Source organism: Actinoplanes sp. NPDC019969 (genome assembly GCF_055562375.1).
Genome location: NZ_JBVHFK010000012.1, coordinates 44913 through 69242 on the forward strand (window position 1 = coordinate 44913; position 24330 = coordinate 69242).

The window sequence follows — 24330 nt, forward strand, 5'->3', positions numbered from 1 at the left end:
TCATCGGGCGTCGCCGTAGCTGGCGGCGATCCGGTCGTGTACCTCGGGCAGGCGGAAAGAGATGTGGTGCATGGCGACCTCGCGGGCGATGGCCGCTCCGGTGCGCTCGATCAGCGGGTCCGCCATGTCCCGCTTCAGCAGTTCGAGCGACCCGCGGGGCGCCCGCGCCACCTCGCCGGCCAGCTCCCGGGCGTAACCGGGCACCTCGCCGTGGGCGACCACGGGCAGCGGCACGCCGCGCCGGCGCAGCTCGGCGCCCCGGTAGCCCCGTGCGGTCCAGAGCATCTCCTGCCCCAGTGCCGCGCCCAGCCGGGCCGGGACGATGTGGGTGGCGCCCATGCCGGGCGTGAACCCGTACCGGAGGAAGTTGGTGGTGTAGACGGAGCGTTCGGAGAGCACCAGCAGGTCGGCGTAGAGCGCGAGAACCAGCCCGCCGCCGATGGCATGCCCCTGTACGGCGGCCACCACCGGGACCGGGCAGCGTGCGAAGACCCGGAAGAAGTCGTCGGTGTCGAACGTGCCCTCGCCGCGCGCGAACCGCAGCAGCTCGTCGCGGGACCCGCCGCTGCAGAACAGTTCGGGCAGCCCCTCGACCAGCACCACCCTCGTCCGGGAGTCGGCGCCTGCCGTCTCCACCGCTTCGACCAGCTGGCCGCAGAGCCGCGGGCCGAACCTGTTGCGGCCGGCGTGGTCGGCGAGCGTCACCACGGCGACGTCGTCCTCCCGGCTCAGGTGCACGACCTGTGTGCTCATGCCGCGCTCACCGCCGCGGTCAGGGTGGCGATGCGCCGGCGGACCTCCGGCGCGGCCAGCCGGTCGGCGAACGCGAGCCCGGCGACGCGGCCCAGATCGGCGGGCCAGCCGAAGGCGGCCTGCCGGTACCGCTTGAGTGCGGCCACCGCCGGGCGTTCCACCCGGCGCAGCTCCACGAGCAGCGGGCGCAGCAGAGCGGCGGCGGATGCGCCGGTCCGGTCGGCCAGCCCGTCCGCTGCGGCCTCCCGCGCGGTCCAGGTGCGGGCCGTCAGCGTGGCGGCGACCGCCCGCTGCTCGCCGGTGCGGCGGGCCACGAACGGCAGCGCCATCGCCGGCAGCAGGCCGAACAGCGCCTCGGTGAGCCGGAACGTGGCGGCCTCGCCGGCCAGCACGATGTCACAGGCCGCGGCCAGGCCCACCCCGCCGGCGGTCGCCGCGCCGTCGACCACGGCCACGCTGACCAGCTCGGTGGAGGAGAGTGCCCGCAGCAGGGTCCAGTACGGATGATCACCGAGGGTCTCCGGCGCCTCCCCGGCGGCGGTCAGGTCCATCCCGGCGCAGAAGTCCGGCCCCTCGGCGGAGAGCACCAGCACCCGGCACGCGGGGTCGGCCTCGGCGTCCCGGACGGCGGTCAGCAGGCCGTCCAGCAGCTCCGCGTCGATCACGTTGCGGCGCTCCGGGCGGTCCAGGGTCACCGACACGTGCCCGGGCCCCGTGCGTACGGCGGGCATCAGTGATCACCGCCCAGCCAGACGTACTCACGGTGGTGGCCGCGGACCTCCTGCAGCACCAGGCGCGGGCGGCGGCCCAGCTGCCGCTTGACGATCTGCGGGAAGCGGTCCAGGTCCATGGTGAAGTCCGGGGTCCCGAAGGTCAGCTCGGCGGTGGCCGCGAGCAGCTCGTCGTACTCCTCCATGGAGAGCCGGTAGCGGTCGGCGAGGGTGGCCTCCACCTCCATGGCGCGGGTGGCGCGCCGCGACTCCGGGGTGATGACGGCGCTGTAGAACTCCGACGAGCAGCCCGAGCCGTAGGAGAAGACGCCGACCCGGCGGGGACCGTCCAGTTCGGCGTTGTCGACGGTGCTGAGCAGCGCCAGGAAGACGGTGCCGGCGTAGACGTTGCCGACCTCCGCCGGATAGCGCAGCGACGGGCTGAGGCGGCGGGTGAAGTCGGCCTCCAGCTCGGCGGGGCTCATCCGCTTCGCGCGCCGCAGCACCGTACGATGCGCGCCCTTGACCATGCCGGGGAACGGGGTGTGCATGGCGAGCAGGTCGAACGTGTCGACCAGGTCCGCGCCCTCCACCTTGCGGGCGTAGTCGTCGAACGCCCCGCCGAGGCACTCGATGTAGGTCAGCAGCGACAGGTCCGCGTCACCGGCCTCCTCGGTCGGCGTGGGCCGGCAGGTGTCCATCACCTCGAAGCTGTGGAATCCGTTGGCGCCCGCGTCCAGGGTGGCCACCACCGGCCGGTCACTGATCAGCATGGCCACCGCGCCCGCGCCCTGGCTCGGCTCGACGTAGGTGAACGGCACCGGGCGTGCCACGTCACTGGCGATCACCAGCGCCCGGGTGCCCTCGCGCGGGCTGGCCGCCACCACGCCCGCGGCCAGCTGCATGCCCGCCGTCGCGCTGTAGCAGGCCTGCTTCGTCTCGACCAGCCGGCAGCTGCGCGGCAGGCCGAGCTGGTCGTGCACGTACGTGGCCAGCGACTTGCCGAAGTCCAGGCCGGACTCGGTGCCGACGATCAGCAGCTCGATGCCGGCCCGCTCGTCGTCGGTGAGCGCGTCCACGATCGGCTTGGCCGCGTTCACCGCGAACGACACCGCGTCCTCGCAGTGCAGGGCCACACTCTTGCGCCGCATCATCAGGTTGTCGAGGCGGCTGTCGTCCAGGCCCCGGGCCCGGAACAGCTCCGGCACGTCGACGAACGTCTCGCCCAGGTACGCGTTGATGGCCTCGATGCCGACTGACTTCATGAGTACTCCTCGGGTCGTGCGGCCCGGATCACGACCGAACCGTTGATGCCGCCGAACGCGAAGCTGGTGGAGAGCGCCGTACGCAGCGGCCGGTTCACCGCGGCGCCGCCGACGAACGCCAGCTCGCTGTCGATCGGGTCCTCCAGGTTGGGGTTGGGGTGGCAGGCGCCGGCCCGCAGCTGGGCCACCGTCGCGACCAGCTCGATCAGGCCGGCGGCGGACAGGCAGTGCCCGACCAGCGGTTTGGTGGAGTTGACCAGCGGGCTGTGCCGCTCGAAGACGGTGCGCAGCGACCGGGCCTCGATCTCGTCGCCCAGCACCGAGCCGGTGCCGTGCGCGTTCACGTAGTCGATCTCGTCCGGCGCGACATCGGCCGCCCGCAGCGCCGCGCGGATGGCGGCCACCTGTCCGGCGCTGTCCGGTTCGGTGCCGCGGCGCGCGTCCAGCGCCTGCCCGTGCCCGGCCAGTTCGGCCAGGATCTCCGCGCCGCGCCGGGCCGCCAGGTCGGCGCGCTCGATCAGCACGGCAGCGGCCGCCTGACCGTAGACGAATCCGCGCCGGCGCCGATCGAACGGGCGGCAGACCACCGGCGCCTGCAGCGGCTCCTCGGCGGTCGCCATCGCCCCGGTACGCCGGAACGCCTCGTGCTCCACCGGGGACAACTCGGCCATCGGGGCCACCACCAGGCACTGATCCAGCCACCCGGAGTGCACCAGCCGGGCCGCCTGGATGACCGCCAGGGTCCCGGCAGCCGATCCGGCGCCCAGGGTCCAGCCCTCACCACGGATGCCGGTGAGTTCGCTGACCACGCCGACGATGTCCGCGTCCAGGTGGGTCAGCGCGTACGACGCACGCAGCCGGCCCGGCCGGCGCTCGTAGTCCAGCACGGTTCGCGCCTGGTGGTCCAGGGTCAGGTTCGCCCCGGCGACCAGCAGTCCGGTGCGTGCCCCGGGCCGGAAGCGGGCGCCACGGATCGCGTCGAGCGCCACGCACGCGGCAGTCTGCGCCGGGCGGGTGGCACGCCCGGCGACCCGGAGCAGCCGAGCGGCCGTCTCCTCGTCATCGCCGAGGTGCCGGTCGCTCCAGCCGCGCAGCGTGAAGTCGTCGAGCCGCGCGGACGGCGCCTGGTCCGGCCCCGGGCGTACGCCGGTGCGCCCGGCCAGCAGCGCCGTGGTGAACCCGGTCAGGTCGTCGGCGATGCTGGTGAGCAGGGCGGCGCCGGTGAGCACGACGGCGCCGGTCATGCGTGCTCCCGCAGGACGCCGACCAGCGACCGCAGGTCGTTGACGCCGGCCAGCGCGGTGGTCGGGACGCGGATGCCCAGCTCGTCCTGGACGCCGATGACCACGTCCATCCGGTCGAGGGAGTTGGCGCCGAGGTCGCGCATCGCGCTGTCCGGGCGTACCGCATCGGGGTCCACACCCGGGAGCACGTCGATGACGTGCCGCCGGACGATCGTGAAGATCTGGTCGTCGGTCATCGGTTCTCCTTGGCGGCTTGCAGCAGTTCGAGGGCCTGGTCCACGGAGATCGACCCGGCGCGCACGGCGGCCAGCACCGCGTTCGTCCCGGTCTCGGGCACGTCCGGGGTCCGCGGGCCCGCGGCGCCGGCGATGTGGGCGGCGAGCTGCGTGATCGTCGGGTGGTCGTAGAGCACGTTCGCCTTCAGGTCGAGGCCGTGCTCCCGGTTGACGCCGTTCACCAGCTCGACGCCGAGGATGGAGTCCAGCCCCAGCTCGGTGAAGGTGGTTCCGGCGTCGATGTCGGCGGCGTCCTGGAAGAGCACCTCGGCGATCCGGTCCCGCAGCCACCGCTGGATACCGGCGAGATCCGCGCCGGCGACCGGTGCGGCAGGCGGCGCGGCCGCGGCAGGCGGGACCGGGGCGGACAGGTCGCTGAGAGCGGCGGCCAGCGCGGCCGGCGTCGGGTTGTCGTAGATCGCGCTCGCCTTCACCGACACGCCCAGCCGGTCGTTGAGCGCACGGACGAACTCGACACCGAGGATCGAGTCCACGCCCAGCTCCTGGAACGACGTGCCCGGGTCGAGCTCGCCGGGCGCCAGGTAGAGCACCCGGGCCAGTTCCTCGGACACGACCGCTGTGACGTCGGCCCGGCCGGCGGCGGGGGCCGGTGCGGGATCGGGAAGCGCCGGTCCGGCAACCGGCGGCGGAGGCGGGAGCGGTGCGGGCCGGCCGAGTGGCCGGAGAACGACTTTCTGCTGTTGGGGCATGATGATTCCCTTCTGGGCGGCGATGCGGCGCCGGACAGGCCCGGCAAGGGGTGTGGCCATGGCAGGGGCGGGCGCTGCCACCGGCGCGGCAGGCGCCGGCGCGGCCGGGCGGGGCCGGCCGAAGTCGCGCAGGGACGGCCGGGGCGGCGGGTCGAGAGTGTCGCGCCGTCGCTCCAGGTGATCGATCTGGTTGTCGTACCAGCAGCGGATCGCCTCGAACGCGTAGTGCGGGAGCGGAATGCGCCGGCCCCGCCCGTCCGCGCGGCTGGCGGCCCGCCGGTCCAGACGGCCCCCCGACTGCCAGCCGGCGGTGGCCTCGGTGCCCGGGCGCTCGCCGCCGGCCACCCGCTCCAGCCCGGACAGCAGCTCATCCAGCGTGCGCACCTCGAGGGCGCACCGCTCGGCCAGGTCGGCCCGGCCGACGGCGAGGGTGAACGCCACGTCGGCGAGCGCGGGGCGTTCCCGGCCGAGGTGTTCGCGCAGCCGCTGGGCGTACGCCCGCAGGGCCGCGTCCGTACGGGCGGACAGCAGGACGACCACCGGCTCTCCGCTGTCCGGTTCGCGGGGTGCGGGCGCCGGTCCCTCCGCGACGATGACGTGCGCGTTCGCGCCGCCCGCGCCGAACGAGCTGATACCGGCGCGCAGCGGGCCCCCGTCGCGGGAGAGCCACGGCGCGGCCTCGCGCTGCACCACGAACGGCGTGGCCGCGAAGTCGATCTCCGGGTTGGGCGGGTCGGCGTGCAGCGACGGCACCAGGGTGCGGTGCCGCATCTGCAGCAGCACCTTGTGCAGCGCCACCACCCCGGCCGCGGACTCCAGGTGACCCAGGTTCGACTTGACCGAGCCGATCGGGACCGGGCCCTCGCCCGGATCGCCGGCCCGGCGGAAGGCGGAGGTGAGACCGCGTACCTCGATCGGGTCGCCGAGGGCGGTGCCGGTGCCGTGCGCCTCCACGTAGTCGATGCCGTCCGGGCCGATCCCGGCCGCCTGCAGCGCCTTGCCGATCAGGTCGGCCTGGGCGCGCGGGTTCGGCACGGTGTACCCGTTGGTGCGCCCGCCGTGGTTCGCGGCGGTGCCGAGGATGACACCGTGGATGTGGTCGCCGTCGGCGAGCGCGTCGGCGAGCGGCTTCAGCAGCACGGTGCCGGCGCCCTCACCGGGCACGTACCCGTCGCCGCCGGCGCCGAAGCTGCGGCAGCGGCCGTCGGACGACGCGAAACGCCCCTGGCCGAGCATGAAGTACTTGTTCGGGTGGATCAGCACGTTCACGCCACCGGCGATCGCCACCCGGCAACTGCCCGCACGCAGCGACTCGCACGCCAGGTGCACCGCCGACAGCGCGGACGAGCAGGCGGTGTCGACGGCGACACTGGGCCCCTGGAAGTCGAAGAAGTACGAGACCCGGTTGGCGATCGACCAGTACGCGCTGTTGGCCAGGATCGGGTTGCCGCGCAGTCGCTCCTCGGCCTCGTGCAGCTGGTACTCGCCGTACATGACCCCGACGAACACCCCGACGTCACGGCGGCGCAGCGGGTCGCCGGTGGGGACCAGCTCGTCCGGGCGGTACCCGGCGTCCTCCAGCACCGACCAGCAGCTCTCCAGCATCAGCCGGGCCTGCGGGTCGGTGATCCCGGCCTCACGGGGCGACATGTTGAACAGCGGGGCGTCGAAGTTCTCCACCCCGTCGAGGAAGGAGCCCCAGCGGGTGTGCGTCCGGTCGACGCGGTCGCGGTCGGCGTCGTACAGGGACGCCGCGTCCCAGCGGTCGGCGGGCACCTCGGTCACCAGGTCGGCGCCGGCCAGCAGGGTCTGCCAGAACTCGTGCGGGCCGGCGCCTCCGGCGTACCGGCCGGCCATCCCGATGATCGCGATCGCCCCCTCGGAGCCGGCCGGTTCCTGCCGGGCGGCGGCACGCGCCGGTTCCGGCGACGGCACGATCTCCGGGGTGGTGTCCTCCGGCACGGCCGCGGGCGGCGCGCCCGCCGGCACCAGCGCGGCACACCGCTCCGGGCAGTCCTGGAGCAGGTGGCCGGTCAGCTCGGCGACGGTCTGGCACTCGAACAGCAGCGTCTTGGGCAGTTGCCCGAAGTCCTCGCGCAGCATCTCGACGATCCGGATGACCAGCAGCGAGTCGATGCCGAGGTCGTCGAAGCGCCGGTCGGCGTCGATCTCCGCGGCCGTGTTGCCGGTCGCCCGGGCGACCACCTCGGTGACCCGCTCGCGCACCGCGCCGGCCACCCCCTCCTCGTCGGCGGCGACGGCGGGCGGGGCAGACGGCGGGGCCACCGGGGCAGGCGGGACGGAGCCGGCGCCGAGCACCGGGAACGACTCCTCCAGGCGTACGGGGTCCCCGGCCAGCAGCACCGGAGCGGCGGGCACGCCCGGCGCGGCCAGCAGCGTCTCCAGCGCGGCGAGCCCCTCGGCGGTGGTCATCGGGCGCATGCCCAGCCCGGACAGCACCTCCACGACGGCATCGGCGGACCCCATCGCGCCGTCCGCCCAGTACGGCCAGGCGATCGAGAGACTGCGCCCGGCGCGACGCCCGGCACGTGCGGTCACGAACGCGTCCGCGGCCGCGTTGGCGTACGCGTAGTCGGCCTGCCCGGCGCTGCCGAGCGCGCCGGACACCGAGGAGAAGACCACGAAGTGGTCGAGCTCCCAGCCCGCGGTCGCCTCGTCCAGCGCCACGGCGCCGCCCAGCTTGGCACCGACGACCTCGGCGGCGGACGCGTCGTCCTTGCGGATCAGGAACGCGTCCCGGAGCACCCCGGCACAGTGCAGCACGCCACGGACCGGCTCGATGCCGGCGGCGAAGGCCCGCACCGCGGCCGGGTCGGCGCAGTCCAGGACGTGGTACTCGACGGTGCCGCCGAACCCGGCGAGCCGCCGCAGCGCCTCCGCGCGGTCGCCGGCCACCGGCGACCGCCCGGTGAGGATCACGTGGGCGCCGTACCGGCTCAGCAGGTGGCCGGCCAGGTGCTCGGCGAGGCGTCCCATGCCGTTGATCCAGTACCGGCCGCCGCGGGCGAAGGGCTCGGCGCCGGCCGGCGCCGGGATGAACCGGGTCAGCGCGGCCTCCCGGCCACCGAGCAGGTGCCGGCCCGGCGGGAGGGTGGCGGCGGCATGGCGTACCGCCTCGGCCCAGCCGTCCGCGTCCGTCTCCACCGCGATCAGTTCGAAGCGCGGGTTCTCCGCGGCCAGGGAACGGCCCAGCGCGGCGGCGCCGGCGCCGGCCGGTGACCCGGGCGGGTACGGCACGATGATCCGCGCGCCGGTCCGCGCCAGCGGCCGGAGCAGATCACGGACCGCGCCGATCAGCCGGATCCCCGCCTCGGCCGGGTCACCGGCGGGCAGTGGCCGGACCACGAGCGGCAGCTCGGCAGGCGCCGGATCGGGCAGCTCGCGCAGCACCGGACGGCCCCCGAGCACACCGCCCAGCGCGGCGGCCTGCGCGCCGGTGCCGTCGAGCAGGATCACCGGCCCCGCGGGCAGGGCCACCGGGCCGGTGTCCCGGACGGACGGCGCGTACCCGTGCAGGCCCTCCGGCCAGCCGCCGGGCGCCGGAGCGCCGGTCCCGGCCGCGCCGACCGGGCGCAGGCTGAGACCGGTGAGCCGCAGCACCACGGCGCCGTCGTCACCGGTGGCCGTCAGGTCGAACTTGCGGATCCGCCGCCCGCTGCCGGCCGTCGCGGCCGGCCGGACCTGCACCTCGATCCGCTCGGGCAGCGCGGCGGCCACCTCGATCCGCTCGATGGCGAACGGGATGAACGTCTCCCCGGCCGGCCCGTCGGCCAGGCAGCCGAGCACCGTCTGGAGCACACCGTCGAGCAGGTACGGCGACACCCGGTGCCGGTCTCCGGCGGCGGCACGCACGGTCGCGGTGGCGCCCTCCGGCCCGGTACGCAGCTCGGTGATCACCTGGAACGCGTCGCCGTACCGGACGCCGTCGGCGGCGAACCGGTCATAGACCTCGGCGGCGGACAGCGTACGGTCGCCGGTCACGGTGAGCGGCGGACCGGCCGGGCCGTCGCCGGTGAGCACCTCCGCCTCGGCGTGCACGGTCCGGTCGCCGCCGTCCTCCGAGACGACCCGCACGGTCCGGTGGTCGTCGGCGACCTCGGCGATCAGCCGGGCCCGCCCGTCGACGCGTACCGGCCGGTGGAAGGTGACACCGGTGAGCCCGGACGGCGGCGCGCCCCAGGCCTGCTCGGCCGCGGCCAGGACCATGTCGAGCTGGGCGGCGGCGGGCAGGATCGGCTCACCGGCCACCACGTGGTCGGCGACCAGCGGTTCGGCGGCCTCGAGCAGCCGTTCGAAGCGGATGCCGTGCACGGTCGACACGTTGCGGTCGAGCATGCCGGCCAGCCGCTCCGGCTGCGGACCGGCCGGCGCCGGGCGGGGGAACTCACGGCGCTGGTACGGGTACCCGGGCAACCGCAGCCGCCGGGTGCCGGGCCGGGCCGGCGGCAGTCCGCCGGTGCCGTCCACCCAGGCCCGGGCCACCGCCCGTGGGTCGCTGCCGGCCGGTGGCGGGGCGGCGTGCCGGGTGCCGCCGGACGGCGCCGTGCCGCGGAACCCGGAGCCGTCGCGCAGCGCGGCGACAGCGGACGGCACGTCGTCGGCGACGACCGCGAGGCGTTCCCGTTCCGGGGTCCGGCCGTGTGTCAGGGTGGCCACCACCTCGGCCAGGTGCGGCGGCGCCGCCGACTCCTGGGCGGCGGCCAGGGCGTCGGCCAGTTGCCGGGCCGCGGCCTCGAGCGCGGCCGGGGTGTGCGCGGAGACCGGGACCACCAGCGTCTCGCGCGGCAGGTCCGGCGCCGGGGCCGGGACCGGCGCCTGCTCCAGGACGACGTGGGCGTTGGTGCCTCCGATGCCGAACGAGCTGACCGCGGCGCGGCGGGGGCCCGCGGGCACCGGCCAGTCGCCGCCGGCCGGGCCGATCCGCAAGCCGGAGCCGTCGGCGGCGAGACGCCGGTTGGGCCGGTCGAGGTAGCCGGGTGCGGGCACCGTGCCGTGCTCCAGGGCCAGCACGGCGGTGATGAAGCCGGCCGCGCCGGCGGCGGTGTTGGTGTGCCCGACCAGGTGTTTCACCGACCCCACGACGCACGGCTCGGCCCGGCCGCTGGCGGTGCCGTACACCCGGGCCAGGGCGGAGAACTCGATCGGGTCGCCGAGGTGGGTGCCGGTTCCGTGCGCCTCCACGTAGCCGATCGAGGCGGCGGGCACCCCACTGACCGCGAGCGCCTCCCGGATCACCCGTTCCTGTCCCTCGGGGGACGGCGCGTGGAAGTCCATCTTGCGGTCGCCGTCGTTGTTGACCGCGCTGCCCCGGATCACCGCACGGATCGGATCGCCGTCGGCGAGGGCGTCGGCCAGCCGGCGCAGCACCACCACGCCGACGCCGTTGCCGAACACGGTCCCGTCGGCGGCGTCGTCGAACGGCCGGCAGACCCCGGTCGGCGACAGGATCATGTCGGCCGCCGCGACGTACCCGGCCTGGGGGAAGTGCAGCGAGACACCACCCGCCACGGCGATGTCGCACTCCTCGCCGAGCAGGCTCTCCACCGCGAGGTGGATGCCGACCAGCGAGCTGGAACAGGCGGTCTGCACGGTGAGGCTGGGGCCGGTGAGACCGAGCTTGTACGACACCCGCGTGGCAGCGAAGTCCTTGTCGGTGGAGGAGAACCGGGTCATCCCGGCCGCGTCCAGCTCGGTGATGCGCACCGGCGGGTTCACCGGCTGGCCGACGGAGAGGAACACCCCGGTCGGCCGGTTGCCGTCGCGCGGGTCGAGGGCGGCGTCCTCCAGGGCGTGCCGGGCGGTCTCCAGCAACAGCCGCTGCTGCGGGTCGAGCCACGCGGCGTGCTGCGGGCTGTAGCCGAACACCTGCGCGTCGAACGCTTCGGCATCGGTCAGGACACTGCCGGAGGGCACGAAACCCTCGCGGCGTACGGTCCGCTCGTCGTGCCCGAGCGCCACCAGTTCGGCGTTGCCGTACCGGCGGATCCCGGTGCCGCCGTCGCGCCACAGCTCCCACAGCCGCTCGTCGGAGTCAGCCGGCCCGAACCGGCAGGCCAGGCCCACGACGGCGATGGCGTTGGGGTCGAGGTCGGTGATGTCGATGCTCATCCGGCTTCTCCAAGTCGAAGGGCTCGGCGCAGCGCGCGCCGCGAGGGCGGGGCGGACGGGACAGCCGGTGCGGCGGGCCGCCGGACCGTCCGGGCGCTGATCAGTTCCGCCTGGTCGGCGATGGTCGGGTGGGCGAACAGGTCGGCCACCTCCAGGTCACAGCCCGGGAACAGCGGCGCGAGCCGGGCGTACAGGTGGCCGAGCAGCAGCGAGTTGCCACCGGCCTCGAAGAAGGTGCGGCCGGCCGGCGGTTCGGCGCCGAGCACACCGGCCCAGGCGTCGGTGACGATCCGCAGCACCCGTGCCATGTCGGCGGCGGGCTCCGCGGCCGGCGCGGGCGGGGCGGAGACCGGCGCCGGCCCGGACGGCGCCGCCGCCGGTTCCGGCGCGAGGCCGCCGACGGTACGCGCGACCGCCCGGCGGTCCACCTTGCCGCTGCTGGTCATCGGCCAGCCGGGCACCGCCACGACCCGGTCCGGGACCATCCACGGGGGCAGCCGGCGGCCGGCCAGCTCCCGCAGCGCGGCGATGTCCGGCGGGGCCGCACCGGGACGGGCCTGCACCACCGCGGTGAGCCGGGCGTGCGCGCCCTCCCCGGTGAGAACCACGACGGCGCGGGCCACCGCGGGGTGCTCGCCGAGCACCGACTCGATCTCACCGAGCTCGACCCGGTAGCCGCGGATCTTCACCTGGTCGTCGATGCGCCCGAGGAACAGCAGGCGTCCCTCGTCGTCGCGGCGGACCAGGTCGCCGGTGCGGAACCAGCGGCCGCCCGCGTCCGGGTCGAACGGGTGGGCGGTGAACCGTCCGGCGGTCAGATCGGGCTGCCGCCAGTACCCGGCCGCCACCCCCGGGCCACCGATCCACAGCTCCCCGTCGGTCGTGACCGCCAGCTCGGTGGCCCCGATCCCGTCGCCGAGGTGCACCGGGTCGCCGGCGCGCAGCAGGCCCATGGTGGACCAGATGGTGGCCTCGGTCGGCCCGTACACGTTCCACAGCCGCCCGGTGCGCCGGCGCAGCGCCTCGGCCAGCGGGTCCGGCAGCGGTTCGCCGCCGCAGAGCGCGGTGAGCCCGGGCCGCCCGGTCCAGCCGCCGTCCAGCAGGAGCTGCCAGCCGGACGGGGTGGCCTGCATGACGGTGATCCGGTGCTCGTCGAGCGCCCGGCCGAGCCGGTTCGCGTCGAGCACGGTGGTCCGGTCGGCGACCACCACGGTCCCGCCGGTCAGCAACGGCAGGAACAGCTCGAGCACGGAGATGTCGAAACCGACAGTGGTGACCGCGAGCAGCCGGTCGGCCGCGCCGAGGCCGGCGGTCGCGGCGATCGCGTCCAGCGTGTGCACCACGTTGGAGTGCGTGACCGCGACGCCCTTGGGCCGGCCGGTGCTGCCGGAGGTGAACATCAGATAGGCGAGGTCGTCCGGGCGCGGGCCGTCCGGGACGGGCCCGCCCTCGGGCAGATCGGCCGGGTCCAGGACCCGTACCTCGTCCGGCAGCAGCATCCGCAGGTCGCCGGAGGCGATCGCGAGCCGGCAGCCGGCGCCTTCGATCACCAGGGCGAGGCGCTCCGGGGGGTACGCCGGGTCGAGCGGCACGTACGGGCAGCCGGCGCCGAGAACACCGAGCAGGACCGCCGGGAGGGTGGCGTCCCGGGGCAGCAGCACCGCCACCGGCTCACCGCGTTCACCGGCGGCGGCCACCGCGGCGGTGACCCGCCCGGCGAGGTCGCACAGTTCCCGGTAGGTGAGGGTACGGGCGCCGTCCTGCGCCGCGATGGCGGCGGGCCGCTGCTCGGCGCGCTGCCGGATGCGGCTGACCAGGGTCGCCGCGGCCGGGTCGAGCAGCGCGCCGACCGGGGCGCCGGTGTTGCCGCGGAGTTCGCCGAGCATCCGGCGCAGGTCGTCGACGACGGCGTCCACCTCGGCGCCGGTGAGCGCACCGGTCCGGTGCGCGCTCCGGACCGTCATGCCGTCCGGTCCCGCCGTGATCTCCAGGCCGAGGTCGAAGTCCCCCTGCTGGCCGCGTTCGTGCAGCAGGTCGCCGAGCACGCCGGTGACGCGCTCCCCGCGCCGCCAGTTCTGGAAGGTGAACATCAGGCGGGGCGTTCCGGTGGTGTGCCGCACGATCCGCGAATACGGCAGGTCGACGTGCTCCAGCGCGCCGCGGACCTCGTCGCGGAGCACGGCGAGCCACTGCTCGACGGTGCTCTCCGGGTCCACGTCGACCCGCAACGGCACCGGGTTCACGAAGCAGCCGACCGTGGCGTCGTACTCGGGGCCGGGCCGGCCGTAGACGGGCACCGTGACGCTGAACCGGCGATGACCGGTGCGCCGGGCGACGGCCAGGGCGAACGCGGCGAACAGCACCACGAACGGGGTCACCCCGGCGTCGCGGGCCACCGCCGTGGCCTCCTCGGCCAGCGTGGTGGGGTAACGGTGGTACCGCTGGCCCCCGGCCGGGTCGTCGCCGTCCCCGAACAGGGCCGGGGAGGGCACGCCGTTGAGCCGGCCGGCCCAGAAGGTCTCGCACGCGGCGAGGCGTCCGGCGGGCACATCGCGTTCGGCGCGCAGGGCGGCGCCCAGCGGCGGCGCGGGCGGCAGCGGGGTACCGGCGTACAGGGCGCAGAGGTCGTCCCGCAGCAGCTCCGCCGAGCGCCCGTCGACCACCAGGTGGTGCGTGACCAGTTGCAGGACCGGCGGCTCGTCGTCGCCGCGCCACAGCACGGCCCGCAGCGGCGGCTCGGTGGCGAGCCGGAACCGCCGGTCGGCCTCCCGGCGGACCAGTCCGGCGACGGGCTCGTTCACCTGCCGCACGGTGAGCACGGGCGGTTCCTCGGCCACCGTGAGCCGGACCTCGCCGGACACCGGCACGAGCCGGGACATGAGCACCGGGTGCCGGCGGGCCAGCGCGGTGACCGCCGCGGCGAGGGTGTTCTCGTCCACGTCGCCGGGCAGGCGCCAGGCCATCGAGATGTTGTAGGGCGCGGCCGGCGCGGCGGTCTGGTCGGCCAGCCAGATCCCGAACAAGCGCTCCGGCAGCGGCTCGTCGAGGTGCTCGCCGGCGGCCGGGACGGCCTCGGACGGCCCCGGCGGAGCCTCCGCGGCGGCGATGACGGCGCCCAGCCGGTCGGCGTGGTCGGCCTCGATCCGGCGGGCCAGTTCGGCCAGGGTCGGGGAGTCCATCAGCGTGCTCATCGGCAGCCGCCCGATCTCGGCCTCCAGACCGCGGTTGAGCCGCATCAGCGCTACCGAGTCGACGCCGTACTCCGCCAGATCCCGATGCGCGTCGATGCGTTCCGGGTCGATTCCGACGGCCTCCGCGACGTGCCCGCGCAGCCAGTCGAGCAGCTCCCGGCCCGGCGACCCGGCGGCCACCGGGACCGGTGCGGCAGTCAGCGGGGCCGGCACGACCGGCTCGGCGGCCGGCGACGTGGCGGTCGGCACCGCCGCCTCCCAGCGGCGCCGGTCGCCGTGCACCAGCGCGAGGTAGGCCAGGCCGTCCGCGCCGCACTCACGCCACAGCACCTCGACGGCCCGCGCCGACGGCATCGGGGTGAGCCCGAGCGTCTCGGCGAGGTAGGCGCGCGACGCCTCGTCGGGCAGCATCCCGGCGTCGGCCAGCACCGGCAGGCCGGCCGATAGGGTCCGGCCGGAGCGCTCGCCACGGGCGACCGCGGCGGCCCGGGCGGTGGCGAAACCGTCCAGGAAGCCGTTGGCGAACGCGTAGTCGGATTGGCCCTGGTTGCCGGCCGCGGCGGCCAGCGAGGAGGCCAGGACGAAGAAGTCCAGCCGGTGACGGGCGAACGCCTCGTCCACGGTGACCGCGCCGAGGATCTTCGCGTCGCAGACCGCTTGGACGTTCTCGTCGCGTTTGGTACGCAGGAACCCGTCCCGCAGCACGCCGGCGAGGTAGACGATGCCGGTGACGCCGGGCTCGGCCGCGGCCAGCGCCCGCACCTGAACCGGATCGGTCACGTCGCACCGGCGGTAACGCAGCTGGGCCGCGGGGGCGATCCGGCGCAGCGCGGCGAGGGCCGGCCCGGCGTCCGGGGCGCGCCCGACCAGCACCACGGTGGCCTCGGGGCACCGGCGCAGCAGGTCGGCGGCGACGGCCCGGCCGAGGCCGCCGAGACCGCCGGCGATCAGGTAGCAGCCGTCCACGGCCAGGGCCGGGTCACCGGCGGCCAGTGGCTGCGGGGTGAGCATCGCCTGTTCCCGCCGGTCGCCGTGCAGGCGCAGCCAGGAGCCGCTGACGAAGGCCGGGTCACCGGTGAGCGCGTCGCGTACGGCCCGGGGGTCGTGCAGCGCCGCCCGGTCCACGGTCGCCAGGCGCACACCGATCCGCGACGTCTCGCCGGCCACGGTACGGACCAGGCCGTGCAGCGCGTACGCCAGCGGGGTCGCGGGCCCGTCCGCGGCGGTGAGCAGATGCACCCGGGCGCCGTTCAGGTCCGGGTCGCGGATCAGGTCGCGCAGCAGCCGGAAGGTCTCCAGCGCCGGGAAGTCGCCGTAGCCGGCGCCGGCCCGCACGCCGTACCCGTCGTCGTGCCCGGTGAGGTCGACGATCACCTCGCCGACCGGACCCGGCGCCGGAGCGGACACGGCAGCCACCGCGCCGCGCCCCACGACGCGTACCCGGTCCACCGGCTTCCCCGCGCCGTCGGCGGGGGCCCAGCCGTGGCGGTACGCGGCGATCGAACCGGCCGGGACGCGGCCGCCGGCCCCGGTGACCGAGACGGTGAACCCCTCCGCCTCCACGGCGATCTCACCGTCCTCGGTCAGCACGGTGAGGTCGAAGGTGACCGGGCCGGTGCGGCGGGCCAGGATCGTGCCGCTGCCGCCGGCCGGGCGGTGCACGGTCAGCCGGTCGATGCCCAGCGGCCGGTGGACGGCGTCCGGGTCGTCACCGACCAGCTTCCACGCGGCCACCTGGCAGGCGGCGTCGAGCACCGCCGGGTGCAGCACCTGGCGCCCGTCCGGGTCCTGGCCCTCGGCGAGGGTGAACCGGGCGGTGACCCGGTCGCCGTCGTCGTCGACCGCGGTGACGGTGCGGTAGGTACGGCCGTAGGCGAATCCGGCGGCGGTGAACGCGGCGTAGAACTCCTCGGCGCCGCCCCCGTCCACCGTCGTCCGCCCGCCGGCGGCTCCGGCGGGCCGGTGTTCCCCGAAGGCGCCCTCGGCGAGGGTCCGCTCGCCGGCCCGGCAGCGGAAGCCGGTGGCGCCGACCTCGACGCGGACGGTCAGCGGCGCGCCCCCGGCCGGCTCGGGCCAGGTGAGTCCGATGAGGCTGACGTCGTACGGCGACCGTCCCGCCGCCAGCAGCGCCTCGAACACCAGCTCCGGGTGCAGCGCCCCGGGCAGTGTCGGGGTGCCGTCGACGACGTGGTCGGCCAGCAGCGGGTGGCCGGCGGTCAGGGTCATTTCGGCGTGCCGCTCGGCCGGCGGAGCGACGGCGCCGAGGAGCGGCAGCCCGCCGGATCGCCCGGTGACGGCCGGCGCGGGCCGCGCGAAGGGCGTGGTGGGCAGGGCCACCCGGCGGCCGGGCGGCGGCGTGACGCCGGTACCCGGGAACCGTACTCCCGGATGGTCCTCGCCCCGGGCCAGGGCGCCGAAGGCGGCAGCCAGCTCGGCACGGGTGGCACCGGTGACCACGGCGCCGCAGTCGAACCTCTCCCGCCCGGTGTCCAGCGTGTACGCCAGGTCGGTGAGCCGGTCGGGGAACCGCACGAGAGCCTGCCGTGGCGTCTCGTCCGCGGCCAGCTCGGCGAGGCGGGCGGCGAGCGCGGCGAGCCGCTGCGGGTCCGGCGCCGACAGCGGCACGGCCACCGGCCGGTCGCCGTCGGTCACCGGAGTGGGCCGGCCCTCCTCCAGGACGACGTGCGCGTTCGCACCGCCGGCGCCGAACGAGCTGACCGCGATCCGCCGCGGCGTGGCGCCGCCGGGCCAGGGGGCGAGCCGCTGCTGCAGTCGCAGCGGGCTCTCGTCGAGGCGCAGTTTCGGGTTCACCCGGCCGGCGTGCAGGGTCGGCGCCAGCATGCCGTGCCATAGCTGGAGGATCGCCTTGGTCAGCCCGGCGACACCGGCCGCGGCCTCACCGTGACCGATGTTGGACTTGACCGAGCCGAGGCTGATCTCGCGCCCGCCGTCCAGGGCCAGGGTGAGGGCGCGCAGCTCGATCGGGTCGCCGAGTTCGGTGCCGGTGCCGTGAGCCTCGACCGCGCCGATGGTGTCCGGGGTGACCCCGGCGCGGCGCAGCGCCTCGGTGATCAGCTCGGCCTGGGCCACCGGGTTCGGCACGGTGTATCCCCCGGTGCCCCCGCCGTGGTTGACGGCGGTGCCCCGGATGATCGCGTAGACGGTGTCGCCGTCGGCCTCGGCGTCGGCGAGCCGCTTCAGGACCAGGACACCGGCGCCCTCCCCCGGCACGAATCCGTCGCCGCCGGCGCCGAACGCCCGGGTCGCGTCGCCGTGTGAGGGCATTCCCAGGGCGCAGAGACCGGTGAAGCGATCAGGATGCAGGTAGAGGTTGACGCCACCGGCGACCGCGAGGTCGACCTCCCGTACGGCCAGCGCCTGCGCGGCCAGGTGTACGGCGGTGAGCGAGCTGGAGCACATGGTGTCGACGGTGAGGCTGGGGCCACGCAGGTCGAACGCATGCGAGACACGGTTGGCGACGGAGGCGAGCGAGCTGACCGCGTACTCCGGGTTGTCCGCGCCGGACCGGCGCGCGTCGCGCCCGGCGAGCAGGCCGGAGGTGCCGGTGACGCCGGCGTAGACCCCGGCCGGGCGCCCGGCGAGAGTGCGCCGGGAGTATCCGGCGGTCTCCAGAGCGGTCCACGCCACCTCGAGGAACACCCGTTCCTGAGGGTCCATGGCGGCGGCGTCGCGCGGCGCGATCCGGAACAGCGCCGGGTCGAAGCCGTCGTGGTCGTCGAGGAAGCAGCCCCAGCGGGCGTACCCGCCACCCACGGTGCGGGCAGTGCGCCAGTCCCAGCGGTCGGCGGGCACCTCGCGGGCCGTGGACCGGCCGTCGCGCAGCAGCTCCCAGAACGCGTCGACGTCGGCGGCTCCGGGGTAGCGTCCGGCGAGCCCGACCACGGCGATGGGCGTGCCGGCGCCGTCGCCGGCCGGTTCTGCCGCGGGCGCCGCCGCGGGTGCCGGCGCGGGTGCCGCCGGTACCGTGGCCGCCAGGTGTGCGGCCAGCGCGTCCAGCGTGCGGTGCTCGAAGAGTGAGGTGGCGGCCAGATCCACGTCGTACCGCCGGGCCACCGTGTCGACCAGCTCGTTGTTGAGCAGCGAGTCGATGCCCATCTCCTGCCAGGTGGCGTCGCCGGGCAGCGCCGCGCCGTCCTCGCCGGTGAGCCGGCGCACGATCGCCCGCAGCTCCTCGCCGATGCCGCCGATGTCGCCGCCGCCGGTGGTCGCGACGGGTGCGATCACCGGGGCGGGCGCGGGGACGTGCTCCGGCGCGGCGCCGGCCGGGGACACCCGGACCGGTGCGGCGGTGAGCACGGTGACCGCTCCGGGCGCCCCGGAGTGCGGGCCCGCTGTCATCCGCCAGCCCAGCTCGGTGAAGAGGCGGTCCCACCGCGCCACGTCCAGCAGCGGCCCGTGCGGCATCCGGCGCTGCGGGTCCGCGGTACGCCACCAGCCGTCGGTGATGCCGAAGACGACGGTGTAGACGGTGGCCGGCACCACCATCTCGCCGAGCACCAGGTGCCCGCCGGGCGCCAGCAGCGTGCCGAGGTTCCGCAGCGTCACGCTGAGATCGGTGGTGGCGTGCACCACGTTGCTGGCCAGGATCACGTCGAACGAGCCCGCCGTGAAGCCCTGTCCGGCCGGGTCCCGCTCGGCGTCCAGGAGCGCGGGGCGCACCGCGTCGCCGAAGCGGCGGCGGCCCTCGTTCAGGAATGCCGGGGACAGGTCGGTGTAGACGTATTCGACGTCGTCCGGCAACGCGGGCCGGACCACCTGGGTGGTGCCACCGACTCCGGCGCCCACCTCGAGGACCCGCGGCCGGCGGCCCTCGGCGGCGACCGCCGCCACCAGCCGTGCGGTCTCGCCGGCGACCCGGGCGTTGGCCGGGTCGAAGAGCCGGTTGCCGGAGTAGATCCGGGAGACGCCGCTGAGGTCGCCGCGCGGGAACAGCACCGCGGTGGCGCTGATCTCCCCGCGCAGCACCGGGCCGAGCTGGGCGGCGACCCGGTCCAGCAGGTCGACGTGCCCGTCCAGGTCGGGGTGACGGTCCAGCAGCGTACGCCGCAGTTCCTCCGGATCGCCGGCGTCGTGGCCGCCGGCGAGGGCGTCCAGGAGCGCCGCCACCAGGCGGTGATGCTCCGGAACGGCACGCAGCGCGCGGATCGCCGTCTCCAGCGGCACGTCCGGGCCGGCGAGACCGGCCTCGCGCAACCGCTGGGCGATCAGCGTCCTGGCATACCGGTCCAGCTCCCGCGCCGCGTCCACGGACGGTTCGGCAGCCGGTGCCGTCACCGGGGACCCGGGCGACACCGGAGAGCCGGGGGCCGCGGGAGAGCCGGGCGTCACGAGATGGCCGCGCAGGGCGACCGGATCACCGGCGAGCGCGACCACCTGGGCGTCGTCACCGGCCAGCGCGGCTTCCAGAGCGGCCAACCCCGCTTCGGGCGTGAACGCGGTGAGACCCGGATAGCTGCGCAGCACGTGCGGTGTGAACCGGCGGGCCAGGCCGGTGTCCTGCCACAGGCCCCAGTCGACGGTCCGGACCGGCCCGGGGCGGCCGTCCACCGCTGCGGCGAAGTGGTCCAGGAAACTGTTCGCTGCCGCATAGTTGAGGCCACCCTCGCTGCCGAACAGGCCCGCGATCGACGACGACAGCAGCAGCGGTACGCCGCCCAGGCGCCGGTGCAGCTCGAGCACCGCCGTGACCTTGGTGGCGAGCACCGCGTCCACGTCGGCGGCGGTCATCTCGCCGATCCGGGCCGCGCTCACCGAACCGACCGTGTGCAGCACGGCGTCGGGCTCGCCGTACCGCTCCCGGCACCGGGCGAGCACCCGGTCCAGGTCACCGGCGGCAGAGAGGTCGGCCTGCTCGTACACCGCGTGCGCCCCGGCGGCGGCAAGCTCGTCCAGGAGTTCGCGGGTCCGCTCGCCCGCCGGTGAGCGGCCGGTCAGCACCAGCCGGGCGCCGTATCGCCCGGCCAGGTGGCGGGCGGCCGCGCGGCCGATGCCGCCGGTTCCGCCCAGGATGACGTAGGTCCCGCCGGGTCGCGGGCCGCCGCCGGCCGGCTCGGTGTCCGCCAGCGCCTGCCGCCAGCGCTGCCCGTGCCGGACGGCGATCAGCGGCGCCGTGGTGGAGCACGGCTCCTGTCCGGCGACGGCCGGGTCGGCGCCGGCGGGCAGGTCGACGGCGCAGACGGTCACGGCGGGCAGTTCCAGCGGGATGCTGCGCACCGCGCCGAGCAGGGCGCCCTGCAGTGCCGCACCGGGGCGCGGGGAGCCACCGAGCGGGGCGGCCAGGCCGGTGGTGATCAGGCGTACGGTGGCCGGCGCACCGGTCTCGGCGAGCACCTCGGCGACCGTCAGGAGCGCGATCAGCCAGCAACGCAGCCGCCGTACGCCGCTCTCGTCCGCCGTCCACCGCGCGCCACCGACGAGCAGGCGCACGTCGAGCGGGCCACGCCGGGCGGCGGTACGCAGCCGCTCGCGCAGCCCGGCGTCACCGGCGTCGATCCGGTCACCGGTGGCGATGCCGGCGGTGTCGCCGTCGTGGATCACGACGGTGGCGGCGGGCACGGCGCCGGGCACGCCGGGGGTGAGCGGGGCGGGCACCCAGCGCGGGGTGAGGAGCCGTGCCACGGGCGCTGCCGTCCCGTTCCGGCCGGCGGCGCGCAGCCGCAGCCCGGCGATCCGGACCACGCCGGGCACGACCAGGTCCACTGTCGCGTGCCCGGTCCCGCCCGCCCGGCGGTGCACGTGCACGGTCGCCGTCGCGGGCACCTCACCGGTCCAGTCGAGTTCGTCGAGCCCGGCGGCGATCAGCGCGCCGGTCGTGTCGAGCACCGCGTGCGACGCCTGGAGCACGGCGTCGAGCCAGGCGATCCGGCGTACCCGTGGGTCCGTGTCCGGTGGCGCGGTGACGGCGCCGGTGGCCCGGTCGCCGTCGCGGCGCAGGTCGTGCACGACCCGATAGACCGGTCCGGTCTCGATGCCGCGGCCGGCGAGCAGGGCGGTCAGGTCGACGATCTCGCCGCCGGTGACGGCCGGAGCCCCGGCGCCGTAGCCGTCGCCACGGGCGGAGGCGACGGCAGTCGCCGTGACGCACGGCTCGCCGCCGGCCAGCACGGTACGCCGTGGCCCGTCCGCGTCGACCGTCAGCGCGTGGCCGGCGTCGACCGGCCGCAGGAAACGCACCTGGCGCAGGTGCAGCGGCCCGGCCGTGCCGAGCACGTCGAGCATCGCGGCCCCCGGCAGCACCGCCCGGCCGAGCACGGTGTGCCGCGCCAGCGGATCGCCGTGCTCGGCGGGCTGCGACGGGGCCTCCGCCGGAGACGCCGGTGCGGCAGCGGTCAGCCAGTACGCCCGGCGGCGGAACTCGTACGGCGGCAGTGACTGCCGTCCGGCGTACCCCGCGGGCGCCTCCTCGACGACGACGTGCGCATTGGCGCCGCCGAACCCGAACGCGCTGACCGCCGCGACGCGCGGCTGCCGCGCCGACGCCGGCCACGGCAGGGACCGGGTGGGTACGGCGATCGGCGCGCCGGCCAGGTCGATGGCGGGGTTGAGCCGGTCGTGCCCGACGCTCGCCGGGATCTCCCCGTGCCGCAGCACCTGGATCACCTTGATCAGCCCCACCAGTCCGGCGGCCGCTTCCAGGTGGCCGATGTTGGACTTGACCGAGCCGACCCAGAGCGTGCCGTCCGGCCCGGCGGCGCGCTCGGGCACGCCGCCGCTCGCGTCGAGGGCGCCGAGCAGCCCGGCCATCTCGATCGGGTCGCCGAGCGCGGTGCCGGTGCCGTGTGCCTCCAGGTAGCCGAGCCGGTCCGGTGTCACTCCGGCACGGCTCAGGGCGCTGCTGATCAGGCGGCTCTGTGCGGCCGGGCTGGGTGCGGTGAGCGATGCGGCACGGCCACCGTGGTTGACGGCGGCGCCGCGGATCACGGCGAGCACCGGGTCGCCGTCGGCACGCGCCTGGGCCAGCGGTTTGAGGACCACCCAGCCGGCGCCTTCCCCACGGACGAACCCGTCGGCGCCGGCGTCGAAGACCCGGCTCCGCCCGCCCGGCGACAGCATTCCGGCCTGGCTGTACGCGTCGGTGTTGAAGCTGTTGCTCAGCAGGTTGGCCGCGCCGACGAGCGCGGTGGAGCAGTCCCCGCCGCGCAGCGCCGCGATCGCCACGGCCAGCGCGGTGAGGCCGCCCGAGCAGGCGGTGTCGAGGGTGATGCTGGGGCCGGTCAGGTCGTACTGGAAGGAGATCCGGTTGGCCAGGAAGGCCGGGAAGGTGCCCACGGTGGCGTACCCGTCGGAGGCCCCGGCGGTGATCGCCAGCTCCCGGTAGTCGTATCCGCAGGCGGCGACGAACACACCGGTGTCGGTGCCGGCCAGCGTGGCCGGGTCGATGCCGGCGTGTTCGAGGGCGTGCCGGCTGAGTTCCAGCAGCATCCGCTGCTGCGGGTCCATGGCGGAGGCCTGCCGGGCGGTGAGGCCGAACGCGTCGGCGTCGAACAGGTCGACCCGGTCGAGGAGCGCGGCGGTGAGCCGGTCCCCGAGGCTGTCCCGGCGGCCCGGGGGCACCGGCCCGATCCGGCACTCGCCGCGCCGCAGCAGCTGCCAGAATTCCTCCGGATCCGCCGCGCCCGGCACCGTGCAGGACATGCCGATGACCGCGATGCCGTCGCCGGGATCCGCCGCGTGCGCCACATCGGGAAGCGGGGCCTCTGCCGGAGCCGTCACCCGCTCGCCCAGGTGCGCGGCCAGGTCCCGGGGACGGGGGAACCGCCAGAGCGACACCACCGGCAGGGTGACCCCGAGCGCGGCGCCGGCCTCGACGGCCAGACGGGTGGCGTCAGCCGAGCTCATCCCCTGTTCCTGCAGTGGCACGTCGGCGTCGACCGGGTGGCCGAGCACGCCGGCGGCGACCTCCAGCAGGCGGGCCAGCGGTCCGTCGCCGGCCGCGGCGGCCGGAGGCTCGCCCGCCGCCGGCAGGGCGGCACGGATCGCGCCGAGGAAGTCGGCCGCCTGCCGCCCGTTCACCACGCAGTGGTCGAACGCGAGCACCATCTCCCGCTCCCCGGCGCGGGGACCGCCGAGGAACAGCGTGGCCGTCGCGGGCGGCACGACCGCCGGAACCGCGCTGACCACGGTGTCGTCCAGGTGCGACAGGATCAGTGTCACCGTCTCGTCGGCGAGCGCGGTGCCCGCCCGTGCCTCGGCGACGGCCTGCTCGTACCGGGCGGCGAACTCCTCGGCGGACAACGTGCCGGCGGCGTGCACGACAGCGACGCGCAGTTCGCCGTCGGCGTCGTTCACCGCGATGCCGAGGTTGACCTCCGGGTTGACGTGCAGGGTCTCGCCGTCGAGGCGGGAGCGCAGCAGCGGGTGCCCGGCGGCCACCCGCGCGACGACGTGGGCGAAGGCCCGGAACGGGGTGGCGCCGGGATCCTGTTCGGCGGCCCGGGCCAGTGCGGTGTCGCTGAGCGGGACGGTGACGGCGGCCGGGACGACGGTGCCGGCGGCTCGGCGCATCGCCGCGTTGAGCCGCCGCTGCCGGGGGCTCAGCGTGGGGGTGGTGGCGGCCGGCTCCGGCTCGGCGGTGGACCGGTCCGCGAGCCAGGCGGTGACGTCCTCGGGCAACAGCACGCTCCCGGCGGCGGGGATGGCGGCGAGGTCGGCGCGCCGCAGGCCGAACTTGCGGCCGAAGGCACGGGTGCGCGGCGGGATCCACGGCGCCGGCGTGGACACCGTCTCCACGGTCTGCGCCGGCTCCGGCGCCCGGGCGGGCACCGGGGTCTGCGCGGGCACCGGGGTCTGCGCGGGCACCGGCTCGATCTCGGCGACCACGGTGCCGATCGCGACGGTGTCGCCCTCCGCGACCAGCCAGCGCCCGAGCACCCCGTCGACCGGCGACTCGATCTCCAGCGCGGCCTTGTCGTGCTCGATCTCGTACACCACCTCGTCCTTGGCGACCCGGTCGCCGGGCGCGCGGAGCAGAGCGGTCATACGAACCTCGACAATGCCCTCACCGAGTTGGGGGATCACCAGCTGCGTCATCGA

The 24330-nt window shown here is 75.9% G+C and carries 7 protein-coding genes; all 7 read right to left on the reverse strand.

Annotated features, from left to right (window positions below):
- The 7 genes from ACZ3II_RS31570 to ACZ3II_RS31600 are packed head-to-tail and all read right to left on the reverse strand — an operon-like array spanning position 1 to position 24327.
- On the reverse strand, positions 1-753 hold the full coding sequence (locus tag ACZ3II_RS31570) for a polyketide synthase (protein ID WP_465522122.1): 753 nt from the start codon (positions 751-753) through the stop codon (positions 1-3).
- Positions 750-1484, reverse strand: a complete 735-nt coding sequence (locus tag ACZ3II_RS31575) for an enoyl-CoA hydratase-related protein (protein ID WP_465522124.1) — start codon at positions 1482-1484, stop codon at positions 750-752. Before ACZ3II_RS31575 ends, ACZ3II_RS31570 begins: the two co-directional genes overlap by 4 nt.
- Positions 1484-2728 carry a hydroxymethylglutaryl-CoA synthase family protein gene (locus ACZ3II_RS31580; RefSeq protein ID WP_465522126.1) on the reverse strand — a complete coding sequence of 415 codons (1245 nt, stop codon included), beginning with the start codon at positions 2726-2728 and terminating at the stop codon, positions 1484-1486. The genes ACZ3II_RS31575 and ACZ3II_RS31580 overlap by 1 nt, the downstream gene beginning before the upstream one ends.
- Positions 2725-3972 carry a beta-ketoacyl synthase N-terminal-like domain-containing protein gene (locus ACZ3II_RS31585; RefSeq protein WP_465522128.1) on the reverse strand — a complete coding sequence of 416 codons (1248 nt, stop codon included), beginning with the start codon at positions 3970-3972 and terminating at the stop codon, positions 2725-2727. Before ACZ3II_RS31585 ends, ACZ3II_RS31580 begins: the two co-directional genes overlap by 4 nt.
- The gene (locus ACZ3II_RS31590) at positions 3969-4208 is read right to left on the reverse strand and encodes a phosphopantetheine-binding protein (protein WP_465522130.1); all 240 of its coding nucleotides are present in this window, start codon (positions 4206-4208) and stop codon (positions 3969-3971) included. Before ACZ3II_RS31590 ends, ACZ3II_RS31585 begins: the two co-directional genes overlap by 4 nt.
- Complete coding sequence (locus ACZ3II_RS31595; protein ID WP_465522132.1) at positions 4205-11086, reverse strand: beta-ketoacyl synthase N-terminal-like domain-containing protein; 6882 nt, start codon at positions 11084-11086, stop codon at positions 4205-4207. The genes ACZ3II_RS31590 and ACZ3II_RS31595 overlap by 4 nt, the downstream gene beginning before the upstream one ends.
- Positions 11083-24327, reverse strand: coding sequence for an amino acid adenylation domain-containing protein (locus ACZ3II_RS31600; protein ID WP_465522134.1), 13245 nt, complete (start codon positions 24325-24327; stop codon positions 11083-11085). Before ACZ3II_RS31600 ends, ACZ3II_RS31595 begins: the two co-directional genes overlap by 4 nt.
- Positions 24328-24330 lie beyond the last annotated feature (3 nt).

Bases quoted from the DNA above. Each gene is read 5' to 3' on its own strand.
- ACZ3II_RS31595 (WP_465522132.1), bottom strand. From the start codon at position 11,086: ATGAGCATCGACATCACCGACCTCGACCCCAACGCCATCGCCGTCGTG.
- ACZ3II_RS31585 (WP_465522128.1), bottom strand. From the start codon at position 3,972: ATGACCGGCGCCGTCGTGCTCACCGGCGCCGCCCTGCTCACCAGCATC.
- ACZ3II_RS31580 (WP_465522126.1), bottom strand. From the start codon at position 2,728: ATGAAGTCAGTCGGCATCGAGGCCATCAACGCGTACCTGGGCGAGACG.
- ACZ3II_RS31600 (WP_465522134.1), bottom strand. From the start codon at position 24,327: ATGACGCAGCTGGTGATCCCCCAACTCGGTGAGGGCATTGTCGAGGTT.
- ACZ3II_RS31575 (WP_465522124.1), bottom strand. From the start codon at position 1,484: ATGCCCGCCGTACGCACGGGGCCCGGGCACGTGTCGGTGACCCTGGAC.
- ACZ3II_RS31570 (WP_465522122.1), bottom strand. From the start codon at position 753: ATGAGCACACAGGTCGTGCACCTGAGCCGGGAGGACGACGTCGCCGTG.
- ACZ3II_RS31590 (WP_465522130.1), bottom strand. From the start codon at position 4,208: ATGACCGACGACCAGATCTTCACGATCGTCCGGCGGCACGTCATCGAC.